Annotated in this window: 14 protein-coding genes; all 14 read right to left on the minus strand. The window is 53.7% G+C overall.

Annotation, left to right across the window (positions count from 1 at the left end):
* Window positions 1–163 precede the first annotated feature (163 nt).
* From ACTQ33_RS01020 to ACTQ33_RS01085, 14 genes are read right to left on the minus strand one after another with little or no spacing between them, the layout of a single operon-like run.
* Window positions 164–6592: a hypothetical protein gene (locus ACTQ33_RS01020; RefSeq protein WP_441461356.1), complete on the minus strand. Its 6429-nt coding sequence runs from the start codon at window positions 6590–6592 to the stop codon at window positions 164–166.
* Between the two features lie 12 nt (window positions 6593–6604).
* Window positions 6605–8206 (minus strand): hypothetical protein, encoded by a 1602-nt coding sequence (locus ACTQ33_RS01025; protein WP_441461358.1) that lies wholly within the window; start codon window positions 8204–8206, stop codon window positions 6605–6607.
* A gap of 15 nt (window positions 8207–8221) precedes the next feature.
* A complete protein-coding gene (locus tag ACTQ33_RS01030; protein WP_441461360.1) occupies window positions 8222–8641 on the minus strand; it encodes a hypothetical protein in 420 nt (139 codons plus the stop codon).
* A 14-nt stretch (window positions 8642–8655) separates the two neighbouring features.
* A complete protein-coding gene (locus ACTQ33_RS01035; protein WP_441461362.1) occupies window positions 8656–10455 on the minus strand; it encodes a hypothetical protein in 1800 nt (599 codons plus the stop codon).
* 43 nt (window positions 10456–10498) lie between these two features.
* On the minus strand, window positions 10499–10993 hold the full coding sequence (locus tag ACTQ33_RS01040; RefSeq protein WP_441461364.1) for a phage holin family protein: 495 nt from the start codon (window positions 10991–10993) through the stop codon (window positions 10499–10501).
* 9 nt (window positions 10994–11002) lie between these two features.
* Window positions 11003–11779, minus strand: a complete 777-nt coding sequence (locus ACTQ33_RS01045; protein ID WP_441461366.1) for an N-acetylmuramoyl-L-alanine amidase — start codon at window positions 11777–11779, stop codon at window positions 11003–11005.
* A complete protein-coding gene (locus ACTQ33_RS01050) occupies window positions 11776–12018 on the minus strand; it encodes a phage holin (protein WP_441461368.1) in 243 nt (80 codons plus the stop codon). The genes ACTQ33_RS01045 and ACTQ33_RS01050 overlap by 4 nt, the downstream gene beginning before the upstream one ends.
* Before the next feature lie 51 nt (window positions 12019–12069).
* The gene (locus ACTQ33_RS01055) at window positions 12070–12393 is read right to left on the minus strand and encodes a hypothetical protein (protein ID WP_441461370.1); all 324 of its coding nucleotides are present in this window, start codon (window positions 12391–12393) and stop codon (window positions 12070–12072) included.
* A gap of 44 nt (window positions 12394–12437) precedes the next feature.
* A complete protein-coding gene (locus ACTQ33_RS01060; protein WP_441461372.1) occupies window positions 12438–12875 on the minus strand; it encodes a putative ABC transporter permease in 438 nt (145 codons plus the stop codon).
* Window positions 12859–13413 carry a DUF4376 domain-containing protein gene (locus ACTQ33_RS01065; RefSeq protein WP_441461374.1) on the minus strand — a complete coding sequence of 185 codons (555 nt, stop codon included), beginning with the start codon at window positions 13411–13413 and terminating at the stop codon, window positions 12859–12861. Before ACTQ33_RS01065 ends, ACTQ33_RS01060 begins: the two co-directional genes overlap by 17 nt.
* 10 nt (window positions 13414–13423) lie before the next feature.
* Entirely contained in the window at window positions 13424–14161 is a 738-nt protein-coding gene (locus ACTQ33_RS01070; protein ID WP_441461376.1) for a pyocin knob domain-containing protein, read from the minus strand.
* Between the two features lie 11 nt (window positions 14162–14172).
* Window positions 14173–14982, minus strand: coding sequence for a hypothetical protein (locus ACTQ33_RS01075; RefSeq protein WP_441461378.1), 810 nt, complete (start codon window positions 14980–14982; stop codon window positions 14173–14175).
* Complete coding sequence (locus tag ACTQ33_RS01080; RefSeq protein WP_441461379.1) at window positions 14982–16673, minus strand: portal protein; 1692 nt, start codon at window positions 16671–16673, stop codon at window positions 14982–14984. The genes ACTQ33_RS01075 and ACTQ33_RS01080 overlap by 1 nt, the downstream gene beginning before the upstream one ends.
* Window positions 16670–16915, minus strand: coding sequence for a hypothetical protein (locus ACTQ33_RS01085; protein WP_441461381.1), 246 nt, complete (start codon window positions 16913–16915; stop codon window positions 16670–16672). Before ACTQ33_RS01085 ends, ACTQ33_RS01080 begins: the two co-directional genes overlap by 4 nt.
* Window positions 16916–16953 lie beyond the last annotated feature (38 nt).

Consider the following 16953-nt stretch of genomic DNA (forward strand, 5'->3'; position numbering starts at 1 on the left):
CATCTGCTGTATGTACTGGGAAATCATGGACCGGAAGCGGCCCTGCCCGCCGGGGGACGATTGCACAGAGTTTAAACAAAGAACCGTCCGTCATCGGAAAGTACCACAAAGAGTATAGAAACTGCCCCCGGGAGCCATGCCATAGGCCCCGGGGGCGTTCCTGTCAATCCCATTTCTTTTTTGCCTGCGAGTAAAACCGGTCTGCCCTATATTGGTCTCCCAGTTCCTGGTACAGTGCGTCGATGGCCTCGGCCTTTGTATCCTCCCCGCTCATAATGCGGTACAGCTTCAAAAACTCGTCCATGTCATATTGGCTGCTGCCCCAGTTGTCCCACACGGTTTTCTGTTTGTCGGTCATTGTATCATAATTATACGATTTCTGATAATCGGCCTGGAACATAGCGGCGTTGTATTCCTTTGGAGATAGGTCCAGCCCGTCAAGGTACTCAATAAATGCTTTCTTTTGGTCTGCACTCTCTTGATACTGATTTTCTATGCTGTCTGCCTTGGAAATAATGTCCACGATCTCGTCCACAGTCAACCCGGACTGGCCCATGGCTCCGCTGTACGGGTTCTTCGCTGCCCTGGTGTTGCTGTTCTTGCTGGACCACAGGGCGGCGGCGGTGTCTTTGTCGGCAATCCCCGCCTTTTCGATTGCCATAATCGCCGTTGCGGAATCGGAAACCTGATTCTCTGTGTCCTCTTTGTCCATGACGCTGTATATCGCATCAAAGGCAGCGTAGTTTTCCAGACCGACACCTCTGTCGGCAGTCTGCATGGCCTTTGACGGAGTGTACTCCAGCCCCATAGATTGCAAAAGTTCCTGCTTTGCCACTTCCGCCGCCAGTTCTTTGGCGTTCACCATAAACTGTTCCTGCTCTTTTGGCGTCATGTTCTGCAATGCCCCGGAGTTATAGGCGGCTTCCAGAATGGAGCGCCGCGTCTGTCCGTAGGTGATCTGCCGGTCGTTGTACTGCTCCGCCGTCAACTTGTGTTCCACGCCGTCAACGGTAATGCTTCTGTCGGTGATACGGTCCGGGAGAACTGACTTGTTCCCGGTTTCATCGTACACCGCCTGGATGATCTCGTCTACCGGCGTAGTCTCGACAGTGCTTCCGTAGCCGGGGGACAGGAAGTTTTCAAGCCCTGTCAAGAGTTTGTTTCCGTTTTCCTCCACCCGTCCCCAGGCGTCAACAAACGGAATTTGGTTGTAATCGAAACCAGGGACCTTTGCCAAAGCACCGCCAAGCGCCTGCTGAAGACTGCGGCCAGTCTGTGTTCCGGCGTCTGTAAACGTGGTCATTCTGGCGTCCTCTGCCGTCCGCTCGATCTGACCGCCTAGTGTGGAGGTTAATCCCTGATTTATATAATCGATAGCAGCGTTCAAAACAAACTGCATGGCTCCATCGTCGGAATAGGACACGGAGGAAAAGGCGTCGTTGATACCCTGCAGCATGGACATTTGAATAATCGGGGCCGTCATCTGCTTTCCGATTTTCATAATGGAATCAAAACTAAGTCCTTCGCTGCTGCCATACTTCGCCAGCTCTGCACCCACAAACAGTGGAACGCTGACAGGTGCACTCCAGTCAATCGTATAGCTCTTGCCGTCGATCTCCAAGGAATAGCTCTGATGACCCTGCAGCTCGTCAAAATACTGCTGCTCCAAATCCTCATCGTCACCGCCGCGCAGGATACCGGATAGGAATAAACCGGCACCAAGTCCCAAAAGGCCGGTTCCCGTCAATCCAGCGGCCAGCTCGTCGATGATTTCCGCACCGGTAATGTCAGAGGAACCGCGCTTTTTCTTTACGCCGTCAATGGCCGATTTCACAATGGAGTACGGGGAGTATTCCGCGACCCGCATAAAAACATTTGCGGGAGTTCTTTTGAACGGCAAAGTTCCTTCCAGAACCACGTTTGCAGCCTTTTTCGGCAAGGTGTCTGCGTTCTTGAATCCAATGCTTGCCACCATGTCAGAAAATGCGTTGTGGTCACGGAACGTGGCTTTCTGCGCTTCCGTGATAGCGTATGCCCTGGCCTTATCCAAGAGGTCAGCGTCCACAGCTCCATCCGCAAGCTGACGGCCAGAAACGCCGTTTGCGTGAAGGTAAGAGGAAAGAGCGTCGGCGTATGTTGTGTAGGAAAAAAACAAATCGCCCTTGTCCATAGCAGAAGAAACAATTTTTCGTCTTGCCTCTTGAAATCTCCATCCGGCGTCGTATAATTTCCTAATAAATTTTACAGTTGTTGAACTGTCCTCCTGCGTTCCCCACTTTGCGTTGCTCTTGAATATGGTGCGCTTATCCTGGATTTCCTTGTTAATGGCGCTGCGGTCAGAAAACTTTCCGGCTCCCAGCAGAATGTCGCGCACATTTCTGGCGTCTGTCCACGCGGAAAAAAACAGGTCCTTGTCCAAATAGAAGGATTTTGACCGCTGCAGGCCGTCGCCGCCAAACAACCGGCTGCCGTTGTCCACCATGGATTCAATGCCGGTTGCAATGGCGTTTTTGCCCATTCTGGCGCCCTGCATCACCGCATTGCCGACAACATTTTTGACTTGCGTTTTCAGATTGCCCAGCATATGCAGATACCGCAAGGCCGTAAACCGCTCCATAAAGGTGCTGGGGATCTGGTCGGCAATGTCCTGCTTGATCTGGTCCAGGATGTTGTCGCGCTGCTGGTCGGTTTCTGCTTCCAGATACGCCTGGGCCAATTCCGGGCTCACCTTGTACTTTTTCTCACCAAACAAATAGGTGTTCAGCCCGTCCCGAATGGCCGCATCGGAAAATCCGCCGGACGCAATGGCGGCGCGGAGTTGGTCAAGGTTGCCTTTTGGTTTTGCTTTTCCTTTCAAAGAATTGTTGATGGAATTGGTGACGGTGCTGTTCAGCCAATTCCGATACTGGGCAATGGCGTCCTCGTTTCCTTCGTACTTTTCCTCCAAAAGCTGCTGGGCGTCCTGCCATACATCATCGTAGAAGTCTCTGTTTTCCAGATAGTCCTTGATCCGGTCAAAGTCCGTTTTGGCATCGCCTGTGCGCTGCACCCTTTCTCCTGCGGTCTGATAGGCAAAACGCTTCAAGTCCGCGAGGATCTCCTGCATGGTGGTTTTTCTGCCGGGTGCCTGTTGCTGCCGGTCAACCGATGCAGTCAGCCGGTCCGCAGCCTCCATCCACCATTCCTGTGCCGGAATGTTTTCATCCATGACAGCAGCGGAAACGCTTTTGCCGACGGATTTTGCAGCGCTTTCCACATTGCGCTGGTTGTTCCTGCTCTGGTCGGCGGCGTTCATGTTTCGCACGGTCTTTTCCACCATATACAGCTTTCCGGCAGGCGTAAGCTGGTTCATAAGGGAAATGACCTGCACCGCTCTGGCGTAGTCTCTGGTGTTCTGTTGCAGGGTGTCGAGAATGTTGTACGCCGTCACATCGTCACCGGCTGCAACCGCTTCATTGTAGAGGGCAAGACCAAGGGCGTTGTTGTCCACGGCAGCAGTGCCGCCACGGTCGATGTTCCTGTAGTATTGGGAAAGTGCGTCTGGAAATCCGACGGATTTTATGCGATCCTGAGCTCGCTGCTGCACCACGTCATTGGGCAGCACCGCATATGACAAATCGCCCTTTACGATCTGATCCTCGATCAAAGAGGCCATGGTGTTGCTGGTGTTGCGAGAGTTCAGCGCCGTCGCAGCTGTTTTGGAAATGCGGTTTCCATACTGATTTTCGGTCGGAACCTCTATTGGTGCCCGCCCGAATTGCTCTTGTGCAACAGACGCCGCTTTCTCGTTGATCGGGTGAAATGCGCTGGACTGCTCCTGCAACTGAGAAAACGGGTCAAATCCGCTTTCAGCCGCGCCGACGCTGGTAGTCTCTCCGGGCTGCGCCGCCTGGTCCATGGCGTCCATAGACAAATCAGTATCCTGCTCAGGAATATTGGACGCATCATAATTAAAATATCGAGCCTCATCCCCTAGCTTTGTAACAAAATACGTCTTATTTTTCCGCTGACTAATCATACCAGAATGAATAGCGGCTTGAACATCCTTGAGATGCCTTATTCCATGTTCTCTTGCATAGGAAGTAATATCATCCCAAGTGGGATTCTCCCCAGTAAAATCAACAAAAGCATCTATAAACCTAACGCCATTATATGCGCTCTGCGTGTTCTGCACAGTGTTTCCGTTGGGGATTTGTGCGAAATTCGCGTTGTTTTCCACACCGGCTTGTGGTACACTATCCATAGAAATAGAGTCGCTGATGTTTACGGGCTGTACCGATTGCAAATTTGCTGAGGAGGTCCGCGTAGGAGGCTCTATCCCAGAATCTGATGAGGCACCGTTGGAACTGCGGCGATGGCCGCCTCCTACATCGCCCAAGGATTCGCCAAACGCGCCATTCCTGACGTCTTGGACGTGCATCTGGGGGACAGCTTTCGCTGCATCACCTGGAAGGGAATTGGCGCTGTTTTTTTGCCCATCCAGCACATCAAGAACCGTCTGCACGGCCTCCGGCGGCTGATAGGCGGTGGCGGTATCTGCGGGGGCCTGTGCCGTCTCCTGCCGGCCATTGAGCACATCCAAAACCGCCTGTGCGCCGGGAGAGAACGTCTCGTCAGGGCTTTGCATCCGCGCAACGGTCTCTTTGACCGCCGCCCGGCGCTGCGCCTGGGTCATGCCGTCCGTCAGCGTCAGGCCGTTTTGCTGAAGATCAGCAACCGCCGCCGGGTCATTGAGAATCGCGGTGGCAGTGTTGTTGCTCACAGCGCCGCGCTGGTTAAACTCTGCGGCTGCTTTTTCCAGTATGGACGCCGGTTGTACCGTCTGGACACTCCCGCCCTGCTGCGTCTCCATGGGCGTCTCCGTTGCCGTTTGAATGTTCGGAGAAGATGGACCAGTTTGATTTCCATTCGTGGAAAAATAGTTAAGTCCCCTGACTGCGCCTCCCATAATACCGCCGGATAGAGCGCCGCCGACACCAGCTAATACAACTTGTCCAACATTGTCTAAAAAAGCCTTTTTCTCCGCTTCCTTTTGGCTCATGCCGCTGGATTTGTAGGCATCAACAGCGCGCGCATAGTTGCTGTTGCCCTGCATAATAACGCTGTCGCTGATAATATTGGAAATCTCCGTCAGCATTTCCTCAGACGCTTCAACGCCTGATTGCTTTGCAACTTCCTTTACCAACGATTTCACACTGTTTACATCTTTGATGGACAAAAGCCGGTCGACAGAGAATTTCTCAAAAACGGCTTCTGCCGCGCCAGCGGCCAGACCGCCCCAAATCGCCTGGTTGCTTGTGCCGCCCCGCTGGATGATATCCGCCGCCGTGGAAGACGCAGCCGCGCCGCCCATGAACATCGTGGCCGCAGGACCCACCGTGGACACTAGACCGACGCTGTCTGCAACACTCATGCCGGTCTGGTATAGAAACGATGCCACATTGCCCCAGTTGGTCTGGATATCGTCCGATACCACGCCCCGAATCTGGTTAACCGCATTGGTATTTACCATGTCATAGACATTGGGGGGCACATAATTTTTTAAATCTTTCGGGTCATTCCCGATGCTTTCCGCTGCCAGTTCCAGAAATTCCACGCCCTGCAAAGGAGACCGCAAAACAGACGAGATAGAAGAAACAATCGGGTGTTCCTTTGCCCACTTCTGCCGTGCTTCACTTTCCTGCTGGTACTGCTTCGCCTTTTCCTGCGTGTCCTGGTACTGGCTCATCCGGTCAAACTGATAGCCCGCTGTTGCCAACCCTTTTCGCAGGTTTTCCAGCTCCTTTTCCATCTGCCCCCGGATATTGGAGATTTTCAAATCGCCGTACATGGATGCGTTGGCAAAGTCCTGAGCCGTGATACCGTACTTCTCCATCACATCTTTTGCCACTACAAAGGGGTCCTCGGTTTCCATCGGGTCTGCGTTGTTATACAACTGAATCGCCCGGTCCAGTGCTTCTAAATCCTTTTGCAACGTTCTAGCGGAATCATACGTTTGTCCTGTCCCCTGATCTCTTGATAGATTATACCGCTGCAACTCGTTTTCCAGCTGATAATACTGTTCGACCGCGCTGGCCTGGTCCGCCTTTAGCCCGGCAATCTCCTGTTTGATTTCCTCTGTCGTTCTGGTAGTTGTTACCGGCTGCTGCGTACTCCAGCTGTTGCGCACAAACGGCGCGCCCTTTCTAGCTGCGGATAGTTCCTGTTCCGCTGCTTTTATCTGTGCATCATAGTCAATTTTCTTACGAATTGAAGTCGTACCGTCAACCGTGCGACCAATCAAAAATGGGTTATCCGGTGCGCTGTTATAGTCCCGGATAAACTCGTTCATCTGTTGCCCTTGCGTCTGCTGAAAGGCATTTTTCACCGCCTCCGCCATTTTATCTGCGGACGAAAGCAGCGATTGTGTACCGGGCGAGGAAAATCGGCTGTCCGTATTGCCGCCGGTAGCCTGCTCCAGCAGGGACGGCGCTTTTTGCGTCGTCCCTGTGGATGCCGTAGGTTTTTTGGCCGTACTTTGGACGATCTGTCGGTTTTTCTCCTGGTCCTTTTCGTATTGGCTCAGTCCCTGTACCCATGTAAACTTTACCATAGAATCACCCCATCAACTGATAATGTACCCAAAATACTTGGCCTTTTGTTTCACCTGGTTTGCTATGCTGGGATTAGCGCCGATCTTGTCCCAGTTGTTTTGAATAATCTTCATGGCAGTCTCGTCCATGTTGTTGCCAAAATAGAAGTCAATTTGGCGCAAAATCTCGTCAAGCTGCTTCTGTGCCTCTTTCTGTGCCTCTTCCTGTGCCGTGCTGTTTCGTTCAAGCCAGGAATTATAATCATCATAAAGACCCGTAGACTTGGAAAATCCATATTTCTTATAATTATTTTCAATAAAACTCTCAGGATAGCCGCTTGCCATAGCCGCCTTAAACAATCCTTCGTAATCGTTAGAGATGCTGGGGGTGTCCACACCTCCAGAACCGCCGCCGCCAGAGGAACCGCCTCCGCCGCCTCTGCCGCCGGAGCTGCTGGTAATGGTGTTTGCCATCTTCCAGGCGTTGTTCATCTGGTCAATCTTACTCTGGTCCCATCCGAACAACTTGCCGTAGGCGCTGTAATCGCCGGACGCCGCCAGCAGTTCCGCCGCCGCCAAATCCTTCTGATACTGATCCTGCTGCTGCTGATACTGCCACTGCTCCTGTGTAAAGCCCAGCTGCTTGTCGTTGTAATACTGGTCAAGAAGCGTCTGGTACTGCTGCAAGGTCTGCTGTGCGTTGAACTGGCTCTGCTGCTGCAACGCCTGATCCACCCGTACCGCCTCCTGATACAATGCGTCGAACAATTCATAGTTGTTGTCCGCCTGGGCCTGGACCAACGCACTCTGGTACTGCTTGGAAAGGTTGGTCCGCTGCCGCTCTATTTCCGCATTGGCGGCGCTCTCTGCCGCCTGTAGGGAGGAAATATCGGCCTGAAGCTGATTGGAATAACTCAACGCTGCCTGCCCTGCCGTGCCGCTGTTGAGACCATAGGCATTCGCCGTTTCGTTGAACCGCTGCTGTGCCAGGGCGGATTGGGCCGCCGTGTCATTTCTGGCCGCCTGATAGTTTACGCCCAATTTGTCCTGCTCTGCCTGCAAATCAGAAAGATTGGTCTCATATGCCTGCTTCAACGCCTCTTTCTGTTTTTCCAGATATGCCTGATACATTTCCTCCAGGTATTGGCTCTGGTCCTGCGGCGTGTACAACCCGCCAATCTGCCCACTTGGCAATTGATAGTTTGGGAGCTGTTCATTGGCCGCGTCACCATGCCAAACGCCGTTGGTATACTGCACGCTGCCACCCAGCATGGCCGCCAACTGCTGATTCTGTTGATGCAGCTGGTCCCGCTCTTCCTGAGAGGTGGCGCTCCACCACTTCTCCGAATTTGCGTTCATTTGGTCCTTAATGGCCTGCTGGTATTTGTCGTACACCGTGACATAGCTTGCGCCGCCCTGGTAGTCGCTGGGCGGCTTGATGCCCAGGCTAATTCCATTGCTGCTGGACCCGCCGGAAGAGGGTTTGGAAGCAGACGATCCGGAGGAGGAAGCGCTGGAAGAACTGGAAGAAGAGGAACCGGAGGATGGTTTGCTGCTGCCGCCGGTGGCGGCGTTGATAGCGCCGGAAATGACGCTGCCGACGGTACTGCCGATGATATTTCCAAAAATACTCATTGTCGTTTCTCCCTTTTATACGCTCAGCCCGCCGTAGGCCGTGGGGATGTCCTCCCAGACAGACGGCATGGACTTCATCATGGCGCTGTACAGTTCGGCATAGCGCTGGGAAAAGTAGTTTGCCAGGGCGTCATTTTCGCCCAGCATCAGGTGGGCGGCCAGTCCATACGGCATAATGCCTTGTGCCACGCCGTCATCCAGTCCAATTTCCTGATCAAAACTGAGCAGCTCGTCCACAATCGGGCGCTTGCCCGGCTCCACCACCGCATATGTATCGGAAATTGGATACAGCTCATGACGCAGGACATTGAGAATGGACAAGGTCCGGAACTCATATTCTTTGGTGTCCGACGTTTTGGTGGAACCGGTGCTTTCGTTTTGCTCGTCCATCAAGTGGATTGCCCGGTCAAATACCCATTGTGCTGTTGTAGCCATCCAGAAACCCCTCCCTATTTCACATAGCCGGTATAGCGAACGCGCATATCCACGCCGAGAACGGTGGTCACAGCGTTGTCGTCCTCAATTTCCAGAACCAGCTTATAAAATGCAAATTTCTTGATTTTCAGTTTCACTCGCTCGATCTGCGGGTTGCGATTGGTGATAAAGGACCAGTGCCGGAAGTCCGCTTCCAGGAACGTTGCAAGACCCATGGGAACATATTTCACCGTGTAGGTGCTGCGCTTGTCCGTCCGGGCGGTAATGTTCACACGGGCTTTGTTGTCCGGCTTCAAACTGACCCAGATGAGCGTGGAGTATTTGCGGCGGTAATCGTAGTCAAAATCCATATTGCCGCTTTCCCACCGGCAGGCAATGGCTTTCCCGTCATCGTTTCTGGCGCTGTAGGTGAACAGGCATACGCGCCCATCCCGCAGTCCGAAGTACACGTCCTCGCCTTTCCGAATGGCGCTCATGGCCGGTATTCCGGTATACCGGTACCACACGTCGCCGCCGCTGTCGTACTGGTAGCGGTGGATCAGGACTGTCCCCGGAACATCGTTGAGAAACAGGTAATACTCCTGCTCCCGCTCATTGTCAAAGGTAACTATTTTTTTCGGGTCGGCACTGTGCATGGTCTGTGTCACGCGATTGGTGATCAGCTTGGCCCGGCGCTCGTCCCGTCCCGTGGTGGTGGTCTGCCAGTCGTAAAGATTCCCGGCATACATGGTGCGCGGGAAATTGTACACGGACCGAACTTGTCCCGGAGCCTCGTTGCCGATCTCCCGGTTGATCGGGCTGATATAAAAGCCAGCCGTCACTGTGCCGTCGGTCAGCGTTGTGGCCGAATACTGCGTGGAAAACGCCCCGTCCGTCTTGAAGATCATCAAGTAAGAAAACTGCTTGATCATACCGGTAATCGGCGTGTTGTCGCTGTCCACGGCGATTTCGTAGAGGTCCGGAAAATACTCCGCCGACGGCTGCCCATGCTCCGTGACGCCGGAATAAATGGTCTTGTTGCTCCCGTCCCCATACAGGAATACACGGGTGTCCGTGTTCCCGTTATATGTTTCAACAAACCGCATGGAGGTCACCTGCGTTCGGTAACTTTCCTTTGCGCTGTACCAGATTTCAATGTTGTTGACGCCCTTTTCCGGTTTTTCCAGAAATGTCACGGTACCTTTTGCAAGGTCCACCGTATACTTGCTGGATTCCAAGAGCACGGCGTTTTTTTCTACTTTGTCAATGGATGCCAAATTTTTTTCCGGCAGCTGAAAATCCAGCGCCTCACCATCTGCGGAAAACCGTGCGCGGCGCTTGGCCGTCAACCGATTGATGTTTTCCAGTTTGGTGCCGCCGCCGGTGGGCGTGGCCGCCGTGATGACCAGTGGAATGTATCCTTCCACCTCTGCGGCGCTGTCGCCGCCGTCCCAGCTGAGATATTCGTGGCCGTTGAGAAAATAGACCTTGTTGGAGAATGGGAAAAAGGTCACCGCGTCATCGGTCACGGTTGCAAGTTTCTTTGTCTGCCCATCGTCCAGAAGCTCCCACACCGCGCCGTCGGCAGCGGCCAGAACCCGATCCTCTCCATCAATTTGCCCTGTCCACAACCCTTTTACCGGTCCGGAGAACCTCCATTTTGTCAGCAGGCCGGGTCGAATGCGTAAATGATACTGCGGTGTGATGCGCCAGTTTTCCATAACAGACGCCTCACCCATGGCAAGCTGCGTATCCCCGTCCAGGGATTCATTGAGACCGAGAAACTGCTTGAGCTCATAATATCTGGTATTATCAGTTGCCGTAATTGTAGCCATGGTTGCACCGCCTTTTAAAAATAGGGGGCCGAAGCCCCCTGTCTCAAGAATCTGTGTGTTCGTCTTGATGCCCGCAAGACAACGCCTCACCGGCATTGTCCACAGCTGATTTGCTCAGCTGCAAAATCTTTTCCAGCCATGCCGGGATGGTAGCCCCCAATTTTTCCGCATTCTCCACAATGCTGCCCATTTCCGTGATGGTGTACCAAACCACCACCAGCGGGAGCAGTAGTCCAGTGGCCGGGTAAACAAACTCCACCGCCGGAATGTGGTATACAATGGTTGCGAGAACGCCGTCGCCAAAGGCTCCCACCAGGACAATCAGGATTTCCCCGGCCTTTCGGAACAGGCCATCCCTGGCGACCTTGCTGCGCCACTTCCCTTTCCGCATGGCGGCCAGGGTGCCGGTGCAGTAGTCCAGCGCCATAGCGCATACCCATACGATAATCAGCCAGCCCAGCCACCCCCAAACCGCGCTCAGCGTCATGAGCGCGGCGGCGATTCCGGCCTTCAAGGCAAACAGCCAGTCAAAATCCATAGCGGAACCTCATTTCTCAGAATTTCCTACGGCGTTGTACAACATCTGCGCCACCTCTTCACGGGTGACACCGGATTTGTAGCGCATCTTCCCAGCGTCGTTGCCGTTCACAATTCCGTTGCGCTCCGCCCAATCCCGTGCGGCAGCGCTCCAGTCGTCGGGCTGTTGGGCGGCCTTCTTTGCCTCGTAACGAGCCATGAACGCTTCAAACTCTTCGTATGTCACAGGGGAATCCTCCTTTTTCAGACCGTATTCCTGAATGATGGAATCGGCAATGGCCTGAATTACGGCGTCAAACTCCGACGTATACACCTGCATATCGTCGGGGTCGTCGATAAAGCAGATCTCCAGCAGCATTGCCAGCGGACCGGACCGTTTGGCCGTGGAAATCACGCTGTAATTCTTGAATTTTACACCCCGGTTGGTAAATCCAACAGCGGATACATTCCGGCAAAGCCTGTCCGCAAGAGACATATGCTGCTCGGTTGTCGGAATAAAGACCTCCGTTCCCTTGGTTTTCCCGTCCTTGGGACTGGCGGACAGCGCATTGAAATGTACTTCCAGTACCACGTTATAAAGCGAAAATCGGGCCGTCGTTCCCAAGGCCCCCGCCTTATAGTCGGAAAACGCATTGCGTTCAGATGGATACGTCGAAACGTTGCAGTAGCCATTCAACGCATTGGAAAGCGCGGCCACCACTTTGCGGGTCTCGGTGGCCTCCTGGTATCCGTTCCCAACCGATCCCGGGTCTCCGGCGCCATGGCCGGCAATCAGCAGCAGATTCACTTTTTCACCGCCTTGGCATGGTTCATTACCTTGTCGCCCTCAATCGCAGCGTCGGTAAAGCTGTTATTCTTCCACCATGCAACAACAGCAGTCACAACAGTGACGCCAGAAGTCACAAGGGCTTCAACAGTTCCGTCCTCAATCGGCAGGACAGGGCGACCGGCCGCACTCAGAATCTGATTGAGCAGAGCAATGGACAAAATGATAGTTCGTACAATAGTCGCGCCGGATGCTTTCATTTTGCAACACTCCTTTTTAGTTATCGGGGCCGGTGACCCGGCCCCGGTTGGTCAGCTGTTAAACAGGACAATGGCACGGAACTTCTCGCGGTTGCCTTCAGCAAAGGCCGCGCACAGCGCCTTGTAGTTGCGGTCGATGATCTTGCCGACCTCGTCGTACTCCTTGGCCTGGGCAGCAGCGTCCAGGGCCTCCCACTTGGCCTTGGCGGCGGGGACGTCGATCTCCGCCAGGGCCTTGTACTGGTGCTGGGGATTGCCCTTGATACCCTCCACAAAGAGGTTGGGCGCAATCTCCATATCGCCGGTCAGGTTGTCGCCGTCGGTGCGCTCCTCGTTCGCACACTGCCAGATGGTCCACAGATAGTTTTTCAGCATAGTTTTTTCTCCTTTCATTTTTCGGCGTATTCGCCGTTGCTGATTTATGTATAGTGGGGCTTCTCGCCGCCTTCGACTGCATAGCGTAGCCAGTCGAATACAGGAATGAAAATCAGGCACAGGATGTACCAAAGCAGGGCATACTGGGCGCAGATTTGGCCCCATAGGTTAAGGGGCAGATGGGAATAATCCCAGACGCCCAGGTCCAGCCAGGTATTGAGGATCAGCCCGGCCACCAGTTCCGTTAAGGTGATAGCCACAGTACAGATGGCAGCCTGGATCATCAGCGGCAGCTCCCAGGGCAGCTCCGCGCCAAACCGCTCCAGGGGGATGGACAGGAGGATGGCCAGCACCAGCATGGTCCAACTGATCCGCTCCGGGTGGCCGGTGATGGACTTGTAGCCCACCTCCATCAAGAAGTACACCGTACCGCCCCAGCTCCAGAGGAGCATGGACAGGACCCGATTACCCCACCGCGTCATAGTCCACCTCGATGGCTGCCAGGGATTCCAGGCTTTCGGCATCCCGCATGGCCACCTCCTGGGTCTGCTGGTAGGTGACCAGGGCCGTGACACGGGCATCGATGGCAAAGGCCAGCTTGCCCAGTTCCTCCAGGGTCCACTCCTTGCACACCTGGCCGGTGCTGTTCCACGTCAGACTGTAGGGCGTGGAGGTCTGCTGTGCCAGCGTGGCCGACAGAATCTTGCCGGTGAGCTGCTGCTGTTTCTCTGCGGTAATGGAATACCGCTCGCCGTCGGTCCACTGGATGGGATGGGATTCCAGATACGCTGCCAAATCGGCTTTGCTCCGCTGGATACGTTCGGCTTTGATTGCTTCCAGAGGACGGGTATCCGGCACATCCTCCACCGTGACCTCACTGTTGTACGCCTCGGCTTTCGCCGCCGCAAGGTTTTCCTCCAACATGTCATCGGGGCAAAGGATGGATTTGTCCTGCAAGTATGTTACAGGCTCTTGTGCTCCGTCAGTAGTAACAGCAAATTGATAAACAATACGTTTCATAAACGGCCTCCTATTCGTCTGCGGTTTTGGTATACCGGATTAGCACGTTAGCCGTTGCGCTACTGCGATCACGAGCCGCATAGATTGTCACGTTGGTAGGGTCTACCAGGACATCGATGACATCATCCATAGACGATCCTCCACCATAATTCAGAGTGGGAATGTTCTTCTTATCAGAGGTAGAACCGCTCACAGAAACAATGTTTTCGATGTCGACGATTCTGTGAGCAACGCTACTTGCTGTAGCATTTGGAAGAACTCCAAATTGGACTAATTTTGCATATACCGGCTTTCGGTGATACCGTGAAGTTGTTCGATATTCAACACCATATTCCATTATCGGATTGTCCCACTCCCACGCCCGCCAAACTCCACGTTCTTTTGAGCGTCGCTTAACGATTCCATAGCCAAATGATGTTGTTGATTCTAATAGATGTGCTATCTGAAATGCGTAATCCGGGCTATAGGAAATATGCTCAATGGCTGAATTCCCAAATTTTGCAGTTGGCGTGTTATCGTTCCCAAGGTACAGTCCAGTGACCGAGATACTGTCAGCATTACCGGATAGTGGCGCCTCACGTACGCGGTCCTCGCCTAGCCCAAACCCACTGGGGGCAAACAGTTTCCCGAAAACCTGCTTGAGCAGCGACAGCGACATACGCTTTGTCCCCTGGGATGTCGTGACGACAAAACTGTCGCTTTCGGCTATTTCTGCTGCCTGAGGCAGCTCATTGGTTTTTACACTCATGCTATATCTCCTCACAAAATGCGGAATGCGTCAATTGGCACACCGTCATCAGTGGTAATGCAATACCCGTCATCAGTGCTCAGTGCCGTTGCAACATATCCGAGAATAATCTGTCTCTGGACAGAATCCCATGTTGCGTCAAAGTTTTTGTCCGACGCCTTGACAAGCTGATCGCCGGGAAGTCCGCCGGGCGGCAGATTACCACCAGGACCGCCGCCGCCAATCATTGCAAACAGCCGTCCCACAGCCGCCTCGGATGGAACGCGGTTGGGCGAACTCCCGACGGACTGCGACAGTCCAAGAATCAAGTCCAGAACTGCCTTATTATTATGCGTGTGCCGCTGCTGGACGGAAGACGCAAGATCGGAATTGGATTGTGTGTAGGTGTCAAGCAGGGCCTTGTTGCCATGACTGTGTTTTTGGGCCACAGCGGACGCCAAGGCTGTTTCGGTTTGCGTATATCCATCCAAAAGGGCCTTGTTGGCGTGGCTGTGCATCTGCCTGACCGCGTTATCCAACTGTGCCGCCGTTGACGTCGCTCCACCCAGGTTGGAAACCTTGTCCAACTCGTCCTGAACAGTCGAAGCGCCTCCGTTCTTATCCGTGGCGCCGATGCCTGCCGATGCCTCCGGCTTTTGGAAGTTTGCCTGATTATTGTCAAGCTCCGGCAACAGCGTATCGTTGAGATACTCCTTTACCGCCATGCCGCCCTCGTCAAATTTGGCCTTGAGTTCCGCAGCCGTCAGGCCGCCAACGTCATTGGGCTGATCATCCAACTGCTGGATGATGACCATGTCCTTTTCAAATCTGGTAAGGGCCATTACTGCACCACCCCTGTTTCATTGATGGCCCGTTGCAGTTCTCCGTACCCGCTGCCGCCCTTGACCGGAAGTTCTGTGCTGGTGTCCAGCGGCGGCATGGACGTCGCGGTCTGCGGCTGCATCACGGTCTGCATCTGGCCTTTGATTTTCTCAATCAGTTCCTGTTTTTTGGTCACATAACCGTTAGGAATGCGCTCCAGGTAGTCCACAAGATCAATCTTATCCTGCATCAGGAGATTGTCCAAAGTCTGCTGGGTGGCGATTTCGGACCAGTAGGACGAAGCGCCAACGTCCAGCTGAATCGAAACCGGGATTTCTTTCAATATGGAAAAGTCGAACGCCCGGTTAAAATCCTGGTTTGGAATCTGAATCCCAAGTGGCATCTGCTCTTGTTTGATATTCATATTGACCTGCACATACCGGGTACCGTAAAACACCCGCATATGGTCAATGAAAATCCGGCCCAGGGATTCAATGCAGCGGTACAGGTTTTGCTTGACGCTTTCCGTCGGCACCGCAGCCGCCCGCTGCAGGGAGATAATGGCCGAAGTATTGTAGGCGTTGCCGCTGCCCAGGGCTACATCGGACGCGCCCATATTCTCCTGGGTCATTTGCTGGGCCAGTTGAATAAACTGTGCAATCTGTGGGGAAATCTGCGCCGGGTCGATAATTCTTGCGACGGCGTTCATGTCGCCGCCATTGACACCGATGGCCGCGCCCACCCGGCTGTCCCAGCTTTTGATTCTCGTCTTGTCGTAGACGATTTTGGGGTAAGCCGTAGTCATGAGGGAGATCATCGATATGGCAAACAGTTTGTTGATGAAAATTTGGTTGGGCAGCAGACCGGTAATCATACTCTGCCCGTGGTAGTTATCCTGTACATAGTCCCAGTTCAGCCAGACAATGGGATACAGCTTCAATTCCGTGTCCGTCGGTTCTTGCATTTCCACCGTGGACGTGCAAACGTACTTCCAGATGGTTTTGGTTTTTTTATCCCGGTAAAGATACGTTAAGACCGTGACCTTATCATCGGTCATGGCATCGAACTTGTTGTCGTATGTCTCCTGATCCGGTGCAATTTTCTCCCAGGTCTCCTTGGGTACGCCGTTTCCCTCGGCCATATCCTTTGCCTCATCCACCATCATGCGGCGGCTGAGAATGATCCATGGCTGTTCCTGGACCGCCCGGTTATTGGGATTGCCAAAGTGAACGCGGGTGTTTTCGATGATCTCCGTCACAATCTCGCCCTTGACGTCCTGGCCGTTTTCAATGGACGGGTCAAACCAGGTGTAGATACAGCCGTCTCCGTCGACGGCGGCATTCCGCATAAACTCCCGAATCTGGCCCACAAGCTGGTTCTGTTCAAAGATGGACGCGAACTGCTTGTTGATGACGTCGGTAATCTGGTCAATGTCCCATAACTCATAGCGGGATGTGGAAGCCAGCGGCGACGCCTGCATGGCGATATTGTCAGACGTGATGGTTGCAACCTGGAAGAGTACAATCCGCTTGAGAAAGTTGAATACCGGCGTGGGCAATCCGTTGGCCTCCACGCCCTCCCACTGATTGCCGATGAAAAAATTTTCGTTTTTTCGGACCGTATCATACAGGCCCAGTTCCGTATTAAACTGAACAGACCGCTCATACTTCTGCTTCACGGACTGGACGGTGGGTTTCGGCGTCTCTCTCATTGCTTGGCCTCCCCAGTGTACCCGAGGATATTGGCGACGCCGTCATTAAACCGGTTGATCGCTTCTGCGGCCTGTTTGGCTTTCTCCTGGTCAATGGGTATTTCCGGCGGTTGCGACGGCTGCTGCGCCGTTCCGGCGGCCATACGGGACACAATTCGGAGCGTGTGTTCCTCCCGATAGAGCTTTGCGGCCAGGAGCAGCAACCCCACCGTTTGCAAAAGATTCAGCATCATATCCAGCATGGGTCATCCTCCTACGAAAAAGGGCCGCTGTGTGCGGC

The sequence above is a fragment of the Candidatus Avoscillospira sp. LCP25S3_F1 genome (assembly GCF_052117125.1).
Taxonomy (GTDB): domain Bacteria; phylum Bacillota; class Clostridia; order Oscillospirales; family Oscillospiraceae; genus Avoscillospira_A.

Excerpts from the sequence above, each read along its gene's own strand:
- ACTQ33_RS01020 (WP_441461356.1), bottom strand. The coding sequence starts at position 6,592 with ATGGTAAAGTTTACATGGGTACAGGGACTGAGCCAATACGAAAAGGAC.
- ACTQ33_RS01070 (WP_441461376.1), bottom strand. The coding sequence starts at position 14,161 with ATGAGTGTAAAAACCAATGAGCTGCCTCAGGCAGCAGAAATAGCCGAA.
- ACTQ33_RS01025 (WP_441461358.1), bottom strand. The coding sequence starts at position 8,206 with ATGAGTATTTTTGGAAATATCATCGGCAGTACCGTCGGCAGCGTCATT.
- ACTQ33_RS01050 (WP_441461368.1), bottom strand. The coding sequence starts at position 12,018 with ATGAAAGCATCCGGCGCGACTATTGTACGAACTATCATTTTGTCCATT.
- ACTQ33_RS01055 (WP_441461370.1), bottom strand. The coding sequence starts at position 12,393 with ATGCTGAAAAACTATCTGTGGACCATCTGGCAGTGTGCGAACGAGGAG.
- ACTQ33_RS01030 (WP_441461360.1), bottom strand. The coding sequence starts at position 8,641 with ATGGCTACAACAGCACAATGGGTATTTGACCGGGCAATCCACTTGATG.
- ACTQ33_RS01065 (WP_441461374.1), bottom strand. The coding sequence starts at position 13,413 with ATGAAACGTATTGTTTATCAATTTGCTGTTACTACTGACGGAGCACAA.
- ACTQ33_RS01075 (WP_441461378.1), bottom strand. The coding sequence starts at position 14,982 with ATGGCCCTTACCAGATTTGAAAAGGACATGGTCATCATCCAGCAGTTG.
- ACTQ33_RS01085 (WP_441461381.1), bottom strand. The coding sequence starts at position 16,915 with ATGCTGGATATGATGCTGAATCTTTTGCAAACGGTGGGGTTGCTGCTC.
- ACTQ33_RS01035 (WP_441461362.1), bottom strand. The coding sequence starts at position 10,455 with ATGGCTACAATTACGGCAACTGATAATACCAGATATTATGAGCTCAAG.
- ACTQ33_RS01080 (WP_441461379.1), bottom strand. The coding sequence starts at position 16,673 with ATGAGAGAGACGCCGAAACCCACCGTCCAGTCCGTGAAGCAGAAGTAT.
- ACTQ33_RS01040 (WP_441461364.1), bottom strand. The coding sequence starts at position 10,993 with ATGGATTTTGACTGGCTGTTTGCCTTGAAGGCCGGAATCGCCGCCGCG.
- ACTQ33_RS01060 (WP_441461372.1), bottom strand. The coding sequence starts at position 12,875 with ATGACGCGGTGGGGTAATCGGGTCCTGTCCATGCTCCTCTGGAGCTGG.